At 45.2% G+C, this 17,324-nt stretch carries 17 protein-coding genes; 2 read left to right on the forward strand and 15 right to left on the reverse strand.

All coding sequences use genetic code 11. The features are described from left to right. Window positions 1–177 precede the first annotated feature (177 nt). The 3 genes from H735_RS28415 to H735_RS28425 all read right to left on the reverse strand — a co-directional run bounded on the left by H735_RS28415 (window position 178) and on the right by H735_RS28425 (window position 3,342). Window positions 178–1,206, reverse strand: a complete 1,029-nt coding sequence (locus H735_RS28415) for a methionine synthase (protein WP_020197215.1) — start codon at window positions 1,204–1,206, stop codon at window positions 178–180. A gap of 30 nt (window positions 1,207–1,236) precedes the next feature. Next, complete coding sequence (locus H735_RS28420) at window positions 1,237–2,211, reverse strand: DUF1852 domain-containing protein (RefSeq protein WP_020197214.1); 975 nt, start codon at window positions 2,209–2,211, stop codon at window positions 1,237–1,239. 255 nt (window positions 2,212–2,466) lie between these two features. Then, the gene (locus H735_RS28425; protein ID WP_020197213.1) at window positions 2,467–3,342 is read right to left on the reverse strand and encodes a LysR family transcriptional regulator; all 876 of its coding nucleotides are present in this window, start codon (window positions 3,340–3,342) and stop codon (window positions 2,467–2,469) included. A 112-nt stretch (window positions 3,343–3,454) separates the two neighbouring features. On the opposite strand from H735_RS28425, the gene eamB reads away from it, so the two are divergent. Further along, complete coding sequence (gene eamB, locus H735_RS28430) at window positions 3,455–4,039, forward strand: cysteine/O-acetylserine transporter (RefSeq protein WP_020197212.1); 585 nt, start codon at window positions 3,455–3,457, stop codon at window positions 4,037–4,039. A gap of 208 nt (window positions 4,040–4,247) precedes the next feature. Here eamB and H735_RS28435 read toward each other — a convergent pair whose 3' ends face one another. After that, the gene (locus tag H735_RS28435; protein ID WP_020197211.1) at window positions 4,248–6,020 is read right to left on the reverse strand and encodes a hypothetical protein; all 1,773 of its coding nucleotides are present in this window, start codon (window positions 6,018–6,020) and stop codon (window positions 4,248–4,250) included. 358 nt (window positions 6,021–6,378) lie between these two features. Here H735_RS28435 and H735_RS28440 point away from each other — a divergent pair, with 358 nt between their 5' ends. Then, entirely contained in the window at window positions 6,379–6,993 is a 615-nt protein-coding gene (locus tag H735_RS28440) for a 3'-5' exonuclease (protein WP_010447410.1), read from the forward strand. Window positions 6,994–7,048: 55 nt separating this feature from the next. Here the strand turns inward: H735_RS28440 and H735_RS28445 are convergent, their stop codons facing one another. The 11 genes from H735_RS28445 to H735_RS28495 all read right to left on the reverse strand — a co-directional run bounded on the left by H735_RS28445 (window position 7,049) and on the right by H735_RS28495 (window position 17,188). Next, the gene (locus H735_RS28445) at window positions 7,049–7,741 is read right to left on the reverse strand and encodes an ABC transporter ATP-binding protein (RefSeq protein WP_020197210.1); all 693 of its coding nucleotides are present in this window, start codon (window positions 7,739–7,741) and stop codon (window positions 7,049–7,051) included. Window positions 7,742–7,763: 22 nt separating this feature from the next. Further along, window positions 7,764–9,047, reverse strand: coding sequence for an ABC transporter permease (locus H735_RS28450; RefSeq protein ID WP_020197209.1), 1,284 nt, complete (start codon window positions 9,045–9,047; stop codon window positions 7,764–7,766). Between the two features lie 2 nt (window positions 9,048–9,049). Then, window positions 9,050–10,264 (reverse strand): ABC transporter permease, encoded by a 1,215-nt coding sequence (locus H735_RS28455; RefSeq protein ID WP_020197208.1) that lies wholly within the window; start codon window positions 10,262–10,264, stop codon window positions 9,050–9,052. After that, window positions 10,261–11,532, reverse strand: coding sequence for a TolC family protein (locus H735_RS28460; RefSeq protein ID WP_020197207.1), 1,272 nt, complete (start codon window positions 11,530–11,532; stop codon window positions 10,261–10,263). Before H735_RS28460 ends, H735_RS28455 begins: the two co-directional genes overlap by 4 nt. Next, a complete protein-coding gene (locus H735_RS28465) occupies window positions 11,525–12,661 on the reverse strand; it encodes an efflux RND transporter periplasmic adaptor subunit (RefSeq protein ID WP_020197206.1) in 1,137 nt (378 codons plus the stop codon). Before H735_RS28465 ends, H735_RS28460 begins: the two co-directional genes overlap by 8 nt. Window positions 12,662–12,967: 306 nt before the next feature. Next, window positions 12,968–14,149: an alpha/beta hydrolase gene (locus tag H735_RS28470; protein ID WP_020197205.1), complete on the reverse strand. Its 1,182-nt coding sequence runs from the start codon at window positions 14,147–14,149 to the stop codon at window positions 12,968–12,970. Window positions 14,150–14,297: 148 nt separating this feature from the next. Then, window positions 14,298–14,753 (reverse strand): GNAT family N-acetyltransferase, encoded by a 456-nt coding sequence (locus H735_RS28475; protein WP_020197204.1) that lies wholly within the window; start codon window positions 14,751–14,753, stop codon window positions 14,298–14,300. A gap of 75 nt (window positions 14,754–14,828) precedes the next feature. Then, window positions 14,829–15,284, reverse strand: coding sequence for a GNAT family N-acetyltransferase (locus H735_RS28480; RefSeq protein WP_020197203.1), 456 nt, complete (start codon window positions 15,282–15,284; stop codon window positions 14,829–14,831). A gap of 50 nt (window positions 15,285–15,334) precedes the next feature. Continuing rightward, window positions 15,335–15,805, reverse strand: coding sequence for a GNAT family N-acetyltransferase (locus tag H735_RS28485; protein WP_020197202.1), 471 nt, complete (start codon window positions 15,803–15,805; stop codon window positions 15,335–15,337). Between the two features lie 39 nt (window positions 15,806–15,844). After that, complete coding sequence (locus H735_RS28490; protein WP_020197201.1) at window positions 15,845–16,309, reverse strand: acyltransferase; 465 nt, start codon at window positions 16,307–16,309, stop codon at window positions 15,845–15,847. A gap of 30 nt (window positions 16,310–16,339) precedes the next feature. Next, a complete protein-coding gene (locus tag H735_RS28495) occupies window positions 16,340–17,188 on the reverse strand; it encodes an MBL fold metallo-hydrolase (protein ID WP_020197200.1) in 849 nt (282 codons plus the stop codon). Window positions 17,189–17,324 lie beyond the last annotated feature (136 nt).

The following is a 17,324-nucleotide window of genomic DNA, read 5'->3' on the forward strand; positions in this document are numbered from 1 at the left end:
GGAGTCCATACATCGAACAGCGAGGGACGAGCGTGATTCAGGATCTACCCACCGAGCGCTATGAAGTTCGAAGGTTATCGCCACTTCCCAGCGAGTTGATAGCAGATTCCTAGTCTCGCTTAGATTCGCTGGAATGACCCTGACTTTAGTTTATTGCGTCGAACCTAAGTTTTGATATTAGCCAGCCAACTCTTTTCGAATGATCTCTGCGCCTGCGCTGAGTGCATTAAGCTTTGCCGTTGAAACTTCACGAGATAGAGGCGCCATGCCGCAGTTTGTGCATGGGTAAAGTTTGTCGGCATCGACGTACTTAAGTGCTTCGCGCAGAGTTTTTGCAACCTCTTCTGGTGTTTCAATCTCGTTGGTTGCTACATCAATTGCGCCAACCATCACCTTCTTACCGCGGATAAGTTCAAGTAGTTCGATAGGTACACGCGAGTTATGACACTCAAGAGAGATAATATCGATGTTGGACTTTTGCAGCTTCGGGAATACTTCTTCGTATTGTCGCCACTCAGTGCCTAACGTCTTCTTCCAATCCGTGTTGGCTTTGATGCCGTAGCCATAGCAGATATGTACTGCAGTTTCGCATTTTAGCCCTTCGATAGCGCGCTCTAAACACGCAATGCCCCACTCGTTCACATCATCAAAGAACACGTTAAACGCGGGCTCATCAAATTGGATAATGTCGACGCCTGCCGCTTCAAGCTCTTTTGCTTCTTGGTTAAGGATCTTTGCAAACTCCCAAGCCAATTTTTCACGGCTACCATAATGATCATCATACAGTGTGTCGATCATCGTCATTGGCCCCGGAAGCGCCCACTTGATCGGTTGTTTGGTTTGCTGACGCAAGAACTTCGCATCTTCTACAAACACAGGTTTGGTTCGGCTCACTGGGCCAACAACCGTCGGTACACTCGCATCATAGCGGTTACGAATGGTCACGGTTTTGCGGTTCTCAAAGTCTACGCCGTTTAGGTGTTCAATAAAGGTAGTCACAAAGTGTTGGCGAGTTTGTTCACCGTCACTGACAATATCGACCCCTGCCAGTTCTTGCTCTTGTAAAGAGACACGCAGCGCATCACGTTTGCCATCAATCAATTCGTCACCTTGCAGTTTCCACGGTGACCAAAGCGTCTCTGGTTTAGCTAGCCAAGAAGGCTTAGGTAAGCTGCCCGCCGTTGACGTCGGTAATAGTGTTTTCATCGTCATTCCCTTTTAGATTATCGTTTTCGATTACACGTAATTTGCAGACCATTGCTCAAGGATCGCTTGGTAAGGCTTGATGAAGTGCTCCTCAGCAAACTTCCCTTGTTCTTTCGCAAGCTGGCTGCGCTCTTCGCGGTCATAAACGATTTGGGTTAACGAGTGATCGAGATTCTTCAAGTTCGGTTGGTAACACTGGCCTGCTACCGCGTTCGCGTTGTAAATCTCTGGGCGATAAATCTTTTGGAACGTCTCCATGGTGCTGATGGTACTGATCAGTTCTAGGTTCGAGTAGTCATTCAACAAGTCACCGAAGAAGTAGAACGCCAACGGAGCGACACTGTTTGGCGGCATAAAGTAGCGCACCTGTAAGCCCATCTTTTTGAAGTACTGCTCGGTCAATGACGATTCGTTTGGCTGGTATTCAAAACCCAACACTGGATGCTGGTTGTCAGTACGGCGGTAAACCTTGTTGTCCGACACACTCAAACAAATCACTGGCGGCTTTTGGAAATGTTGTTGGTACGATTCCGACTTCACGAACGCTTTAAACAGCTTGCCGTGCAACTCACCAAAATCAGCAGGAATGCTAAATTGTGGCTGGTCTTTGTTGTGGTCTAGCAGCAGAACGCTAAAGTCGTAATCGCGCACATAAGAAGAGAAGTTGTTACCGACAATGCCTTCGATACGTTCGTTGGTTTTGCGGTCAATAATATTGGTTTTAAGCACTTCGATAGAAGGGAATGCCTCACCACTGCCTTGGATATCCATATCCACAGAGATGATTTCCAACTCGACACTGTAACGATCGCCATTTGGGTTATCCCAATGTGCCAAGGCATTAAAACGATTGTCGATCATTCGCAGTGCATTGCGAAGGTTATTTTGGCGGCTGTCACCACGAGCTAGGTTGGCAAAATTGGTGGTGATGCGCGTGCTGTCTGATGGTTGGTAGTTCTCATCAAAGCGGATGCTTTTAATAGCAAAGTTGAAATCGTTATTCATGGTGAGTTGATATCCTATTTCCTTAGATAAACGCTGACTGATTCCTAACTCTGTTCTTGGGGATGGTTGTGTTTTTTGATTTTCCCAATCGTCAGTGTGTGCAGCGTTTACTTCGAAAATTCAGTTCAAAAACAGCTGTCACAGTGCCTAACACCAGAGCAGTCTGTTTTTTATACTTGCTTCGTTACTTGAATAACATTGGTAATACTTCACGTTGAACATGAAGGAATTTCATGGTTTGAGGAAAAAACCTATCTAGTGTGCGTTACGCATACAGTCGATAAAGACTTCCATTGCAGGCGTAACACACTTTCCGGCATGGTAACCACACAGCGGTTTGATCATTTGCGGTGCATCGGTAAACGCGAGCTCTTGCAGACTGCCCTCTTGCAGTTCTTTTTCAACAGTGAAACGAGGCAGATACGAGATACCGATATTACTCTCTACACAGTTTTGGATGGTGTTAATGCTGCTCAGCTCAATCATGTTATCGATGCTGATGTTGCGCTCTTGGATGATGCTCTCAAAAGTCTGACGGAAAAGGCACTTAGGACCATTGCTGATGAATCCCAATTCAATGTGTTGATCCCTTTTCTGTAAATCCAATCCTGTTAAAAGCGGGGAAGCAACAAGGACTAACGGCTCTTGTTCAAACTCATGTACCTTGAGTGCATCATCATTACCGACACGGTAAAACACACCCAAATCGGCTTTATCAGCAATCAATTCATCACGAATCTTATAGCAGTTTTGTGATTGCAGAGAGAGCCTTACCTTCGGCGCTCGTATTCTGAATTCCTTCAAAACATTGGCCATTTTATAAGCGAGCTGAGTTTCTGCGATTAAAACCTTCAACTCCCCTGTCGGCTCAGAACTCTCTTGTTGTGCCGTGCCTTCAATGTTTTCCATCACTCGTGCGAGCTCATAAACGTACGGAAGGATCTTTTCTCCTGCCTGAGTCAGCACCATTTTTCGGCCGATCTTTTCGAACAACTGTAATGAGAGATCTTGTTCTAACTGTTTGATCTGAAAGGTCACTGTCGACTGAGTGCAATAAAGCTTTTGCGATGCTTTAAGAAACGAGCCTTCCTCAACAATGGTTTTAAACGTAAGGAAACGCTTTAGATTCATGACCAAACTCCTAACTGAATAGTTCGAAAAGTTAAAACTCTTAGTTTAAAGATATTCAATTTTTTAATTAATTAACGCGAAGTATAGTGCACAAAAAACAGGAGAGATAGAGATGAGTGCCATCTACACCGCATTTTTCACCTACGTCATCATTACTTCGATCACGCCGGGTCCCAACAACATTTTGTCGCTCAGTGTTGCAACACAGCACGGGCTAAAGCGATCTACCAACGTCATTTCTGGGATGTTCTGCGGCTATATTGTTTTGATGCTGCTGTGTGGCGTTTTCACTTACCACATGGTCAGCCTGCTTCCTGTGATTACACCTTGGCTCACATGGGTGGGTGCGGCTTACATCATCTGGTTAGCTTGGGGAATTGCGACAAGTGATATCAAAACCGCATCACAAGATTCTGAGGGCATCACTTTCTTGACGGGCTTTGGTTTGCAGTTCGTAAACGTGAAAATCATTCTGTACGGCGTAACATCCATCTCGACGTTTGTGTTGCCTTACACACAAAACATCTACTGGATCTTGGCCACCAGCCTAGTGCTCGCATTTATTGCATTGGCGAGCAACTTAATCTGGGCTATTGCAGGCAAACTTCTTCAATCGCAATTCCAGAAGTATGGCAAAGCGATCAATATGACTTTAGCGGCGACACTGCTTTACTGCGCGGTACAGTCGTTTGTTTAAGGAAAAGGCTAGATATTCTGTTTAAGCCGAAGGGCTTAGTCCGTAAAATTCTAAGAAATGTTCGTAGCTGAATAAATGGAGAAGTGTCGCACTTCTGACTTAAATTCGTGCGCCCCCTTTAAACAATAGAAGTAATGAACAGGCTTCGAAACAGCCTGTTCATACACAATATCAGGCATTAAAATCTGTATTGAACTGTTAGATTGACCTATGGTTTACACAATATATGAGCCTGAACACCAAAATCTTTGCATGAACTGATGAACGTATTTATTAACCATATCAACTGGATATAGTGTGGCTTACACTTTTGTCCCAACGCCAATTTATTCAACTCTTTTTCTAGTTTCTTTTTACTCAAAAATGGCGTCGCAAGTATGATTTTTTTTATAGCATTTGGGTTTTGATTAACTGATTCAAGCGCATCGGAAATCTGTGTCCAGCTATTAGCGCCAATAACTCTGGGAATATTTGTACCTTCATAGTGTTTACTCCACTTACTGTCATACTTACTCTTATATAAGAGTGTTTCAGTTTGAGTTCGACCAATATTTTTCAATGCCTGGGCAACCACATCATGGAAAGCACTAGCACCATATGCCTCATGTTTAACAAACTTAGAGTGTATAAATGAAATAGACGGAATAACACTTTTTGTGTCTATGACAATATGGTCAGCCCATTCATCGTTCATGTCATCACAAATAATAACGCTCTGATTTTTACAATATTGATCTTCTACTTTTCTAAATAGCGAGGTTGGCGGGAACCTATCTAAGCTAGACGCATGAGGTTTCTCTTTTTCACTCTTGATACCATTAAAGTCATAACTATCATCAAATACTTTGAGTATTGACGGTATATTATTTATTAACTTCTTATCTTGGAAGCATGACTTAGAATAGTATGAATACTCTGGAGAATCGAATACTGCAGAGAATGGTTTCTCTCTATTTATGTACTTACCTAAGGTATAGTGACCAACACCATCCTCTATTATCGTTATGTTATCAAGAATGCTATTTCTAATCGTAATCAAGTTCTTAGAATAGGTTATTTTTCCGGTCAGGATCTGACCTTTAAATTTAATAAAACCTCCGCATACCAATATGGGAGACTTAATTTTATTGAAGAGGTTATTAATTTCTTTAGTTGTTAGACTCTTATTACCCGCTTTTAATAGCTTGACAGTTCCTTCAGAGAACTTATTTTCTATTTCACTTAAGTCTATTAGGATGGCAACTACTTGATGACCTAAATCCATGATATCCTTCAGGCATATAGGTGACGCGAAATTACTAAAAAACTCACTTTCCCTAGTAGTTGCCTTAATTTCATTTTTAATTTCAACAACCCAATCAATGAGACCTTCAAACTCTGATTTTTTATCTCGATGGCTGACTCTAGAAGTGCTTGGTGTTAACGTGTAAGAGTCCTCCCCTACTTTCATTCTGAAATTGCTAGGAATTGAACGACTAGACGAATTGGATGATATAATTCCATTTAAACTTTTAGCCTCCAATGAGCGAGCTCTTATCACGGCATTAGATATACTCATACTTTTCATAGTTACACGTTCATATTCAGGTTTTTTATTACCATGAAAATGACAAAATATTTCATAATCAAATTCTTCTATGAAAGAAGAAAAATATTTATCTAGTGAGTCAATATATTTTTTAAAAATAACTAACACATCATCACATTCGATTAGAAGTAAATATGCATACTTTTTTTCTTTGATATTAGTTCCTGATAAAAAAGAAGGTTCTGCTTCAATTTTATAGGCAATAGAAGAGTATAAAACTTCATTTCCTAAGATCGTTTTATAACTATCCTTTATTTTTCTACTATCTTTCAGATAGTTTCCTACACGTTCTTTAGACACATCTTTAAATGTATCTATAATAGACTCTTTAGTAAGCGGTTTCTTCAAAATATAAAACTGAGCATTCTTACTAAGACTTAAATAATTAATCATTTACTAAGATCCTATGTTAACGACTAGATTCTAAAAATTGTCTTAACATGAAGTGGAGAAGTTAGCCTTATTGAACCACACACTGACTTTCAAAGGCCAAATGTGCAAACATCATAACATCAACAATCAAACTTAGTTGCATATTAATTAAAGTTCTTTTGAGATTAATTTTGATTTAAATCAATTAGTTGAAAAATTTTTGGCTTTTGCACGCAGCTAAAAAACCAAGTTTAATGCTGTCACCGTAAGAATGGATAGCGCTCTACAGAACATAGTTCAGTACGGAGCTTCCCCCTCCTTCCCTTTTCCACCACTTTCAACGATACTCTTGCGCCCTATTGTTCAGTTGGAAAACTTCATGCCTCAAGCTAACTCCGTTGTCGTACTCGACTTTGAAACCACAGGTCTGTCTCCGAATATGGGTGATCGCGCGATTGAAATCGGTGCGGTTAAGATCGTTGATGGTGAAGTGGTCGATAGTTTTCAGCAACTTATGAATCCTGGCTTTCGTGTTAGCTCATTCATTGAGGGTTACACTGGCATTACCAATAACATGCTCCGCACAGCGCCGAGCTGCGATGAAGTGATGGCATCGTTCAGTGAATTTATTGCGGGAGAGAATCTTATCGCGCACAACGCATCGTTCGATAAGCGATTTCTGGATGCAGAACTAGAACGAATCGACTGCGGTTATTCTGGCGAGTTCGCGTGTTCTTTATTGGTGGCAAGACGCCTGATTCAAGACGCACCGTCACACAAGCTTGGTGAGTTGGTTCGTTATAAGAACATTGAAAACGACGGAGTATTCCACCGCGCCTTAGCCGATGCACAAGTAACAGCAAAACTGTGGCTACTTATGGTAGAAGAGCTTGAACAATCGGGCATTGCAGCGCCAAGCTTCAAGTTTATGCAGACGGTAAGTAAGACAGCAAAAGGTAAAGTGGATCAGCTACTGGCTAAAAGCCGCGCTTAATCCACTCGGATACTCACGCTTTATCGTTCGAGAGTTTATCTCCAATGCAGGGGCGCTATTGCGGCACTCTATCCGAAATCACCTTCCCATCTTTGATGGTAATGATGCGCTTGGTGCGCTCTGCTAGGGCGTTATCGTGCGTCACGATGATTAACGTTCTTCCCTCGGCGTGGAGTTGATTGAACAAGGCTTCAATCTCTGCGCCGGATTTCGAATCCAATGCCCCTGTAGGTTCATCCGCTAAGATGATTTGCGGATCGTTGACCAAGGCTCTTGCAATTGCGACCCTTTGTTTTTGACCGCCAGAAAGCTGGTTTGGTTTGTGGTCGAGACGCTCCCCTAACCCCACTTGTTCTAACAGCTTCGCGGCACGTTGACGGCGTTCTTTGGCTTTGATGCCAGAGTAAACTAACGGCAGCGCCACGTTATCCAACGCTGTCGCGTATTCCAACAAGTTAAAGCTTTGGAAGACAAACCCTATCTTTTGGTTGCGAATGCCCGCTAGGTCGTTCGCACTTAAACTTGCCACGTTTTGACCACCCAGTTGGTACTCGCCATCGGTTGGTTTATCTAAGCAGCCGAGCATATTCATTAGCGTTGATTTACCCGAGCCAGACGGGCCAAGAATCGAAAGAAACTCACCTTGATTGATGGTTAAGTCTACACCGTCTAGCGCACGTACTTCCGCCTCTCCGCTTGAGTAGTATTTGCAGATGTTGGTTAGCTCAACAAGTGGTTTGTTCGACATCTTCTCTCCAGAATTCTTATTATTATTCACTTTGCAGTGCCTCCAACGGGCTCACTTTGGCAGCTCGGTTTGCAGGCAACCAAGCGGATGCAACACCGATGATCACCAAGGTGGTAATCACAATCGCAACAACAATCCATGATAGCTCTGGGACAGGTTTGCCAAGGTGTTCATAGAATACGTTGCCTTCTAGGTTGATGGCGCTGATTGCCGATACCAAGGCGTAAGTCACGCCTAATCCCAACACGCCACCTAACATCATGGTCATCAGTGATTGCACCAAGTAGTGCAAGCGAATCGCCGTTGGCGTAGCACCAACCGCCATTCGCACGCCGATGTCTCGGGTTGAACGTTTCACAGTCGCGTACATAACGTTGGCGATCCCCACACCCGCTACGGCAAGGGTGACAAAACCGATGATGCCAAGGAAGCTTTGCAGGCCAATCAAAAACTGCTGCATGCTTTTCTGTTTGAGGAACATGTCTTCCACTTGCACCACTTGATCATCGCTGACACTAGCACCATGCTTGCGAGCAATGACTTGGCGAATGGTCTCTGCGAGCTTTTTGCGGTCAGTGTTGGCTTGTGGCTCGACGTTGATGCCACCAATATCGCCATTAGTATGAAAGCGCTGCCACGTTGCTAACGGCACAAAGCTGGAGTAGTTGATTTGGTCACCCTGCTCAATCTCGGCACTGCTCTTCTTCAATACACCAATCACGGTGAACTCTTCACTGCCAATCTTGACCTTTTCCCCCACGGGGTCGGTTTGCAGTGTCACTGGCGCGAACCAGCTGAAGTCATCGACAGGGTTAAACAAGTCAGCCGCGAGCGAATAACCCAATACGACTACTTTGCGCATTTGCTTTTGATCAAGTGGGTTTAACCAACGTCCGCCATCCATTGGCGTTAGGTTGGTCATTGATGCAAAGTCTGTAGTAACGGCTAATGGTTCTTGCCATGAGCCTCGGTCACCAACGGTAATACGCTCATTCCAAATTGCGGTCGGTGCAACGCTCTTCACTTCTGGAAGGGCTTTAACCACATCGGTATCGTCGACTTTTAAGGTTAAGAATTTGCCTTGGTGAAAAGCGCCATAATCGACCGTCGCCATACCACCCGTTAAGTAAATCAGATTCCCATTACCATTTTGCGCAGTTCTTAATACGCCCTGACGAATGCCCTCGCCCACGGCCAGCATCGCGGCGATACACAAGGTCGCCCATGCCACAGCAAGAATGGTTAAACCTAAGCGAAGCTTTTCTGCCGCCATTTCCTGAAAGATTTGTCTCATTGGTAGCAACATGATTATGCCCTCGCACTCAAAGCGATTACTGGAGTGAGTCGCGATGCTCGTCTCGCCGGGAAGTAAGACGCCAACAACGCCAGAACCAGTGTGACTAACAGTGACCAAGCAATGGAATCCGGTGTGATTACTGGGAAACCTAGCCACTCCGGCAAGGTAATGGAGCCTAACAGCGCCACCACCATATACGCGACTAATAAGCCAAGTGCCGTGCCGACAGCTACCAAGAACAAGCCCTCAAGAATGAACTGGCTAAGGATGGACTTTTGTGTCGCGCCTATTGCCAAGCGCACGCCGATTTCTCGCGTTCGCTCTGTCACTGAGAGGAACATGATGTTCGCGACACCAAGCGCTCCAACAGCCATGGTCATTGCGCCACTTGCCCCAAGGAAGATTTGAATGCCTCGGAAAATACCCGTGATTAACGCAGCACCTTCACTAAAATCCGGTAGGTTGATCGCTTCTTTATCGGTTGGGTCAAAGTGCAATTGCTTGGCGTAGAAGTTCACGATAGCTTGTCGGAAAGCGGGACCGTTCATGCCTTCAGTTGGCTTAAGCAATAACATCCACGGTTTGGCATCCCACAAATCGAGATACGTGGTTTGTGGAATGAAGACTTTGCGGCTATCGCCGAATGAAATGCCAGCGTCTTCATCTTTGATTATCCCAATCACCAAGAAAGGAATGCCGTTCACTTTGACCATTTGCCCAATGCCGATTTCACCCATCTTGGCAATTTGATCACCAAGCACGGCAACACGCGTGTGGTTAGCGATATCAGTTGGTGACAGGTTGCGCGAGCCAGACTCCAACTTACGTTGAATAAGGGAGAAGTAAGACGGATCAATACCGCTGACGTTACTGGTCAGGTTCTGCCCTTTGTCATTGGTGACGCTCGCATCCCATTTAGCATAAACGCTCGATGCCGCTTCGACAAAACCAGACTGCTTAATCATATCGACTTTGTCTTGCGGGATCTGAATTTGACGCCTTGACGGTAAGCCGTGCCATGGTTTGCTGGTGCTCGACGGAAACGCGATTTGCACGTTGTTGACCATAAACGACAACTGCTGAGTTTGATGGCGATAAAAGCCCTCACCCAGTGCAATCAGCACCACCACGGATATCACGCCCCAAGCAATGGCAATGATGGCGAGCATGCTTTTCATGCGATGCGCCATCAGCGTTTGCCATGTTTGTTGCAATAAACTGGTCATGAATTAAAAGCTCGGGAGATCAGTGCCATGGTGTCGTCGTCTAACTTGCCTGCGGTTTGCAGCAGACCGATGCGCTGACGCCAGTAGTTGTACAAGTTGCTTTGCAGGCTATTTTTGGCCTCGAACAAGTTGTTGTGCGCACTAATGACTTCCGATACTTCTAACATACCCGCATCGTAAAGTTTCTCTTTGCTGCGCAGTACTTTCTCACGAGAGATAACGAGTTCGTTTGCCATCAAGACTTGGTTCCAGTTGATGTCGACTTGAGTAAACTGCTGGATAACGCGCTTTTGAATGTCGATTTCGACTCTGCGTAAGTCTTGTTTGGCACTGAGGATATTCAAGGATGCTTCGTCGACTCTGGCGCGCGTTGCACCATTCAAATCGATCGGCACGCTTAGGGTAATACCCGCGTTGAATTCACCGTCTTTGCGTCGGTCATCATCGTTGTAGCCGACGTTCCCTTTTACGGTTGGGTAGTAACCACCTTGAGCTGAGTCTTTAGCAAACTCACTGGCTTTGACGTTTTGCGCAGCCACTAACAGCTCTGGGCTGCTGTCTTTGGCAAGCTTTAGCCATTGCTCTTGAGAGTCCACCATCATTGGCGGTTGAATAAGAGAATCGGTGCGAATTTGGTCAACGCTTTGTGGGATCTGATTGATCAACGCAGCAAGCTCGGCACGTTTGACTTCCAAATCAGACCTTGCACTCAAGATCCCCGCTCGATCAGCGACTTGAGTCGCACGGATCTCTTCGACATCAACGGATTTAACCTTACCAGCGCGGTAACGCTTCTCGATGATCTTCAGCAGTTTGTTACCTTCTTCCAATTTGGATTGCGCCAATTGCAAATCGCCTTGTGCGCTCGCAACATCCAAATACGATGACAGCAGTCTTTGTGCTAATTCATTATGCGATTGAGCCTGTTCTAATTGAGCCTTGATGTAGTTGGCATTGGCTTGGTCTAGATCGGACCACAAGCTGCTATCCCAAATGGTTTGAGAAAGCGATGCACCGTAGCTGTTGGTATTATCGGCAGATTCACTCCAATCCGCCGATGCCGTCGCACTCAAACCTGGCAGCAATGAACTGCGGCTCGCATCCACACCGACTTCACCAAGTTGCACTCCAATCTTGGCTTTCTCGTAATTTGGGTCACTCAGTTTCGCTTGTTGCCAAGCTTGCTCAATTGAAATCGCATAGCTTGGTAAGCTGAGTGTTGCGGTTAATATCGCGCAACCAATTTTAGACAAATGCAGCTTAGCCATGCGCGGCTCCCATCATCATACTGTTATCGATGATCTCTTCGTTCAGCTCAACACCATCCAGTACTTCTACATTGATGCCGTCTGACAAACCAAGCTTCACTTTCTGTTTGTGGAAACCTTGTTCTGAACTATCTGGAATCAACACGTTGGGTGTATCGCCATCAAATTGCAGCGCACGCTCAGGCAGAGTTAATACGTTCTCTGATTTCTTCAGTGTGATTTGCGCATTGGATGAGAAACCCGAGCGAAGCAATACTTCTTGTGGGATCTTCAGCTCGCCGACTTCCACTTCAAAGCCGTTATCAAAACTTTTTGCCGATGCGTTGCCTTCTGGCGAGTTTAGGTTCTCTGACTGAATCGCAACTTTGGTCAGCACGCCAGAGATTTCCACATCAGGATACGGCGCAACGGTCAGCAATACCGGCATTCCCGGAGAAAGCTGCGCTGCGTCATGCTCGCTTACGCTGCCTTTGAAGATCAGGCTATTCATGTCGGCTAGAGACATCATTTCTGTCGCGGCTTGGCTGGATTCGGTTGAGATGATTGGTTCACCGACTTCCACTTTGCGGTTCAATACTGTGCCGTCAATCGGTGCGTAGATGGTAGAGGTCAAACGCGCGTTACCGATCGATGCTTCACCGCTGCGGATCAATTCGAGGTTCTGGCGTTTTTGCAACACGTTCGCTTGAGCCGATTTCACCGTTGAGCGCGCACTAACGTATTCATCGTAGTTGCTTGGAATGATGTCTTGCTTCACCAAGCTCTCTAAGTTGGCGAGCTTTTGCTTAGCGGATTCGAGATCTGCTTCACTGCGCATCAAATCCGTGGACGCATCCGTAAGTGCCTGTGGGGTCGGGTTCGGACGAACCTTAATCAATGGCTGGCCTTGTTTCACTTTCTCGCCAACTTGGACGTAAATCTCGCCGACGATACCGTCAATTTGCGACTTAATCGAAACTGAGTGTGCAGGGACAATGTTGCCGACTGCGACCGCTTGTTTCTCAATGGTTCCCTTTTCCACTGCCAGAGTCGGAAATGCCTCTGGTTGAGCCGAAGATTGCAGATAGAAATACGCACCGCCGCCAAGCAATGCAACGCTCACAGCAGCGACAAGCCAAGTTTTTGCCATCATTGATTCCAATTATTGTTTTGTAGTCTTGTGACCATCTCATGAACATTAAGTTCTAAGGATATCGTGGTTTGAAGCCGCTAAGATTGTCATATTTAGTAAGGTTTTGTCAGAGCGCTTTGACAATAAGCAGGATGAATGGCTGAAATCGGCGTTAAACGGTTAGATTTTGTACTTGTTTGAACAGGATGGAACTCACAGAGGTGACGCTAGCCTAGAACCCAGAAATAAAGAGACAGAATAAAGAAAACCTCAAGCTCACACTTAAATGAACTTGAGGTCTGGTTTTAGGTTTGGGAAATAGACTTAATGAATTGCCGCCGTCGATTGAGTTTGGTTTCCGGTGACTTCTGCCAAGCTTTGCGTGAGTTGTTGGTAATACGGGTTCCAAGTCAGCCTTGCGTAGACCTTGCCCTCTTCTTCATGTCCCCAAGCAGACCACCACACTTCTCCGCCGTTTTCGCAGTACGCGGTTGCCTTCTCGTCCATGCTATTCATACACATTCTGTGCTCACCATGTTGGCCATAGTATGTGTTTTCAGGTGCGAATAATGGGCTCATGTGTGAACCTGTGCTGATGCGCATCGAGTCAAGTTTCATGGTCAGCGACGTTGCAGAAGGCAGCGCGATGTCCGATTCCCCATACCAAAGCAGTTGATTGGCTGAGTTAACAAAGCGTTCTTCGTAAAGGGTTTTGACGGCTTTTGGATCAACCACGCTGTCAGCTTCGCTCAACACGATTAATGTTGGTATCTTAACAGTGTTTTCTTTGAGCAAGCTTCTTAGTTTGGTCGCGCTTTCTGAATACGCGATAGCCCCATTCAGCGGCGCAGAACTGTAGCGCGCTAAGTTATCTTCTTTGGTTGTGTAGCCATCGACAAACAGTGAAGCGAATGGCGCAAACTTCTCTAGTATTGGCGCTTTAGATTGAAAGCCAGGAGAGAACAGCAACAGACCATCAACATTGCCTTGTTCAATGGCGTTGATGGTCACCAAGTTTCCACCAGTAGAAAAGCCGCCTAACCAAACTTCATTGTAATCTTGCTTTAGTAGCGCCGCATAGTGATCGACCATAGTTTGCCAATCGTTATAGGTTGGCAGCATAAGATCCGATGGCTTACTGCCGTGACCCGGTAGCAAAACGCTTTGCACATAGAAACCCTGCGCTTGGAGTGTTTTACCAATGTCTGAGAAGCTATAAGGCGAATCACCCAGTCCGTGCACAAGTAGAATCGCTTTGTTGGACTTGTGCTCTGGTTTCAACTCAAAAGGCATGTTCATCGCGATTTCTTTGTCATGATCATCACTGATGTAACCGCGATGTTCGACTAACCAATCCTTAGTCACCGACAAGTAGTCTTCAAATGTCGGTTGAATGTAGTTGTAGTACTGCTCTGATTGATTCAGCGCGACAGGCGGTTTTGACGCACACCCCACCACAGAAACAACCAGCCCGAAAAGCAGTGCCATAAGTACGATTGGTTTCATCTCTATACCCATATCAAAAGAAGATAAGAGCATAGTAAAGCGAGTTAAGCATTAGGTCAGTACACAAAACTACAGAAGTTGTATACAAAACTACAGGATTTCAGTTTTTGAGGTTTTGTATAACCATGCTCCACATTTGGCGCACGGATTAACGTGTGAAGGACTTGACCATATCGTACTGATGCAACCCTTCACCAAAGCCGTTTTCAGCAATGCTCACCGTGATGAATCCGTATCGATTGAAGAGTTTTTCCATCAATTGTGTGGTGCTGATGTGAATATCATAGAGATGGCCTTCTGCTCTGATGCGCGATTCCATCTCTTGATAAAAACGGTCTGCCGTTAAAAGCAGATGGCGATGCCCTATCGAACCGTGACGAAACATCACCCACGCAATACCATGAGTTTGACCTTTGGTGTAGTGTCCACCACAACCGATCACTTGTCCGTTTTCTTCGGCCACGAGGTAGTTTTCATCGGCGTAGTTATCTAAAAAATCGACCAAATCCGCCTCATCACTTTCGATGAAATATTTCGGACAGTTGGACAGCAGAATGTCGATAACCGCTTGCTTGTCTTGTGGGGTGTAAGTTCTGAATCTCATTGCTTTGTTCTTTATCGCCGTTGATTGTGCTTGGTTGCACTACCGTCGAGGCTTAACTCTCTGGTTAGTAAGTATTTACAACACCAGCTTGAAGCCTTCGTGCGTGGCTTTAAAACCGAGTTTCTCATAGAAGCGCAGCGCATCAGGGCGTTGCTTATCACTGGTCAGTTGTACAAGTTGACAACCTTTGTCTTTCGCCTGCTTTATCGCGTATTCAAACATCTGCTCACCAAAGCCACGTCCGCGATAATCTTGATGAATTCGGACGCCTTCAATCAAGCAACGCCAACTGCCAATGTGGGTCAGATAAGGGATAAAAGTCAGCTGTAACATGCCAACCAAAGCACCTTCAAGTTCTACCACCAGCAATTGGTTGTTCGGGTCTTTATCGATCGCTTCAAACGCAGCAACATAAGCCTGATTCAGTGGCGAGCTTGCGTCTTCTCTCTTGCTTCCTAGCGGGTCATTAGCCAGCAATGCAACTAAGCTGGTTAAATCTTCAAATGTCGCGCTGCGGTATGTCAGTGGCATCGATTCTTCCTTGTGTTTTTGCTTTTCGTGTTGTGTTAAGCGAGAGTGTCTTACTTCGTTCTTACCATTTGAGGAAAACCACTTTGCGCGATTTCATAGGTGACGAATCCAAACTTCTCATACAGCTTTTGTGCGGCTTCATTTTTAGGATGAACGCCAAGACGAATACCATCACAAGAGCCTTTGACTCTCTGTAATAGTGCTTTCATGAGTTCTGAAGCGACGCCTTTGCCGCGATGACTGGCATGAACCGCCATTGCCAATTCAGGATACTCAGCATATTGGACAGTTTGGCTCGATTTATAGCGAATCTGAACGATGCCAATTGGCTCATCGAATTGGTTTAATGCGAATAATCCGAGGTCGCCCGCTCTACCCCATTCTTCAAAATAGGCTTTGATGTGCGCCAGTTCGAGCACTTTTGGATCGTGGTCGGGTTCATCATCCGGCGTCCAAAGCGCCACCAACAATAGTTCTTTTTGCAGCGCTAAATCAGACGCTGTCACTTCTCTAAATTTCATTTTTTTTCGTGGTTCTTCCGTGGATGGCTGTGTTCTTCGTCAGGGTAAATCTCTCAACTTCTTCGCTGGATTCCCTGCATAAATGCCTTTCTTAGTGATGTCTTTCGTCACCACGCTTCCTGCGCCAATAACCACACCGTCACAAATTTTCACGGCTAGTATCGTGGCATTCGAGCCTATAGTTACGTTATTGGCAATAACGGTGCGCCCCCAGCTGTCTGGATTCGCGTCTGGTTTTCCGTCTTTGAACAGGTCATTGGCAAACATTACCCCATGACCAACAAAACAATCACTGCCGATGGTCACGTATTCGCAAATAAAGGTATGAGATTGGATTTTAGTTCGCTCACCAATCACTGTGTTCTTCTGGATTTCAACAAAAGGGCCAACGAATACGCCTTCTTTTAGCTCGCAGCCATAGACGTTTGCAGGTTCGATGATGGTGACGTTTTCACCACAAGTCACATCTTTGATTTGTGCGTGTAAGACTTTTGGACTGTACATCTATTCTCCAAAATAAAAATGAGTGATTGATTAGATTTCAACACGACGCCCAGTTGGTAAATGCTCTAAACGCTCATCAAGTACTTCTTTCAGCAAATGATACGCTTTCATGCCCGTGCAGTGACCCGTGTAAAACTTCTCAACAGGGTATTCCAACAGGGCTTTACCTAATGCTTTTATGTCGTCTTTAGTACCGCCGATGCCATTAAATACAGGTAAGCCCACAAGATGAAAGCCACCTACTACCGCTTTGATTCTGCAGTTTGGAAATAATTCAATGGCGGTTTCAATCATGTTCAATACTCCGCTGTGCGCACATCCTGTGAACACAACCAAGCCATCTTCTTCCTTGATCACCAAAAGTAACTCATGCTCAAAAGCGTCTTGCTCATAACCGCCATCTTTCGATTGGGTATAGAGGTACTGATTTCCTTTGGGTTGTGGGTACTTGCCGCTGATCTTGGTAATCACATGAACATTCGGAGCAACTTGCGTCGTTTCGCTTACCTGCACTATGCGGTCATTGGTTGTGTCTAACAAAGCTTTGTCGATACCAACATCACTCTTGAAACCAAAAGCTCGAAAGTAATAGTCCTGATCTCCACACGATTTTAAATAGACTTTGGCTACATCGTTTTGCTCTAGAAAGTGAGAAGTACCGTTGCAATGGTCATGATGCCGATGAGAAATAACCGCGAGCTCAACTTCTTGGATATCGATGTTTAGTAACGGCGCGTTGTCGCAAAACGTTCGCCCACTGCCCATATCGAACAACAGTTTGGTTCCTTCTGTATCGATATGCAGCGATAAACCGCGCTCAACACAGAGATCGGCTCGGTCCTCAACGCGAGAATTATCAACGAGAGTGGTAACGATCATGGTGTCTCCTAATGACGTTGAACCGCTTTAGTGGATGAGACAATAACGAGGTTTGATGTTTGTAGAAAAAAGTAATGGTAATTGTGTGATTAGACAGAGGTTTACGGTACCCGTTTTCAATCATGCTTGATTTTCA

Origin of the sequence: Vibrio owensii CAIM 1854 = LMG 25443 (genome assembly GCF_000817815.1) — a bacterium.
Classification (GTDB): domain Bacteria; phylum Pseudomonadota; class Gammaproteobacteria; order Enterobacterales; family Vibrionaceae; genus Vibrio; species Vibrio owensii.

Excerpts from the sequence above, each read along its gene's own strand:
- H735_RS28495 (WP_020197200.1), bottom strand. The coding sequence starts at position 17,188 with ATGATCGTTACCACTCTCGTTGATAATTCTCGCGTTGAGGACCGAGCC.
- H735_RS28435 (WP_020197211.1), bottom strand. The coding sequence starts at position 6,020 with ATGATTAATTATTTAAGTCTTAGTAAGAATGCTCAGTTTTATATTTTG.
- H735_RS28425 (WP_020197213.1), bottom strand. The coding sequence starts at position 3,342 with ATGAATCTAAAGCGTTTCCTTACGTTTAAAACCATTGTTGAGGAAGGC.
- H735_RS28460 (WP_020197207.1), bottom strand. The coding sequence starts at position 11,532 with ATGGCTAAGCTGCATTTGTCTAAAATTGGTTGCGCGATATTAACCGCA.
- H735_RS28420 (WP_020197214.1), bottom strand. The coding sequence starts at position 2,211 with ATGAATAACGATTTCAACTTTGCTATTAAAAGCATCCGCTTTGATGAG.
- H735_RS28475 (WP_020197204.1), bottom strand. The coding sequence starts at position 14,753 with ATGAGATTCAGAACTTACACCCCACAAGACAAGCAAGCGGTTATCGAC.
- H735_RS28465 (WP_020197206.1), bottom strand. The coding sequence starts at position 12,661 with ATGGCAAAAACTTGGCTTGTCGCTGCTGTGAGCGTTGCATTGCTTGGC.
- eamB (WP_020197212.1), top strand. The coding sequence starts at position 3,455 with ATGAGTGCCATCTACACCGCATTTTTCACCTACGTCATCATTACTTCG.
- H735_RS28455 (WP_020197208.1), bottom strand. The coding sequence starts at position 10,264 with ATGACCAGTTTATTGCAACAAACATGGCAAACGCTGATGGCGCATCGC.
- H735_RS28450 (WP_020197209.1), bottom strand. The coding sequence starts at position 9,047 with ATGTTGCTACCAATGAGACAAATCTTTCAGGAAATGGCGGCAGAAAAG.
- H735_RS28490 (WP_020197201.1), bottom strand. The coding sequence starts at position 16,309 with ATGTACAGTCCAAAAGTCTTACACGCACAAATCAAAGATGTGACTTGT.
- H735_RS28485 (WP_020197202.1), bottom strand. The coding sequence starts at position 15,805 with ATGAAATTTAGAGAAGTGACAGCGTCTGATTTAGCGCTGCAAAAAGAA.
- H735_RS28440 (WP_010447410.1), top strand. The coding sequence starts at position 6,379 with ATGCCTCAAGCTAACTCCGTTGTCGTACTCGACTTTGAAACCACAGGT.
- H735_RS28470 (WP_020197205.1), bottom strand. The coding sequence starts at position 14,149 with ATGAAACCAATCGTACTTATGGCACTGCTTTTCGGGCTGGTTGTTTCT.
- H735_RS28480 (WP_020197203.1), bottom strand. The coding sequence starts at position 15,284 with ATGCCACTGACATACCGCAGCGCGACATTTGAAGATTTAACCAGCTTA.
- H735_RS28445 (WP_020197210.1), bottom strand. The coding sequence starts at position 7,741 with ATGTCGAACAAACCACTTGTTGAGCTAACCAACATCTGCAAATACTAC.
- H735_RS28415 (WP_020197215.1), bottom strand. The coding sequence starts at position 1,206 with ATGAAAACACTATTACCGACGTCAACGGCGGGCAGCTTACCTAAGCCT.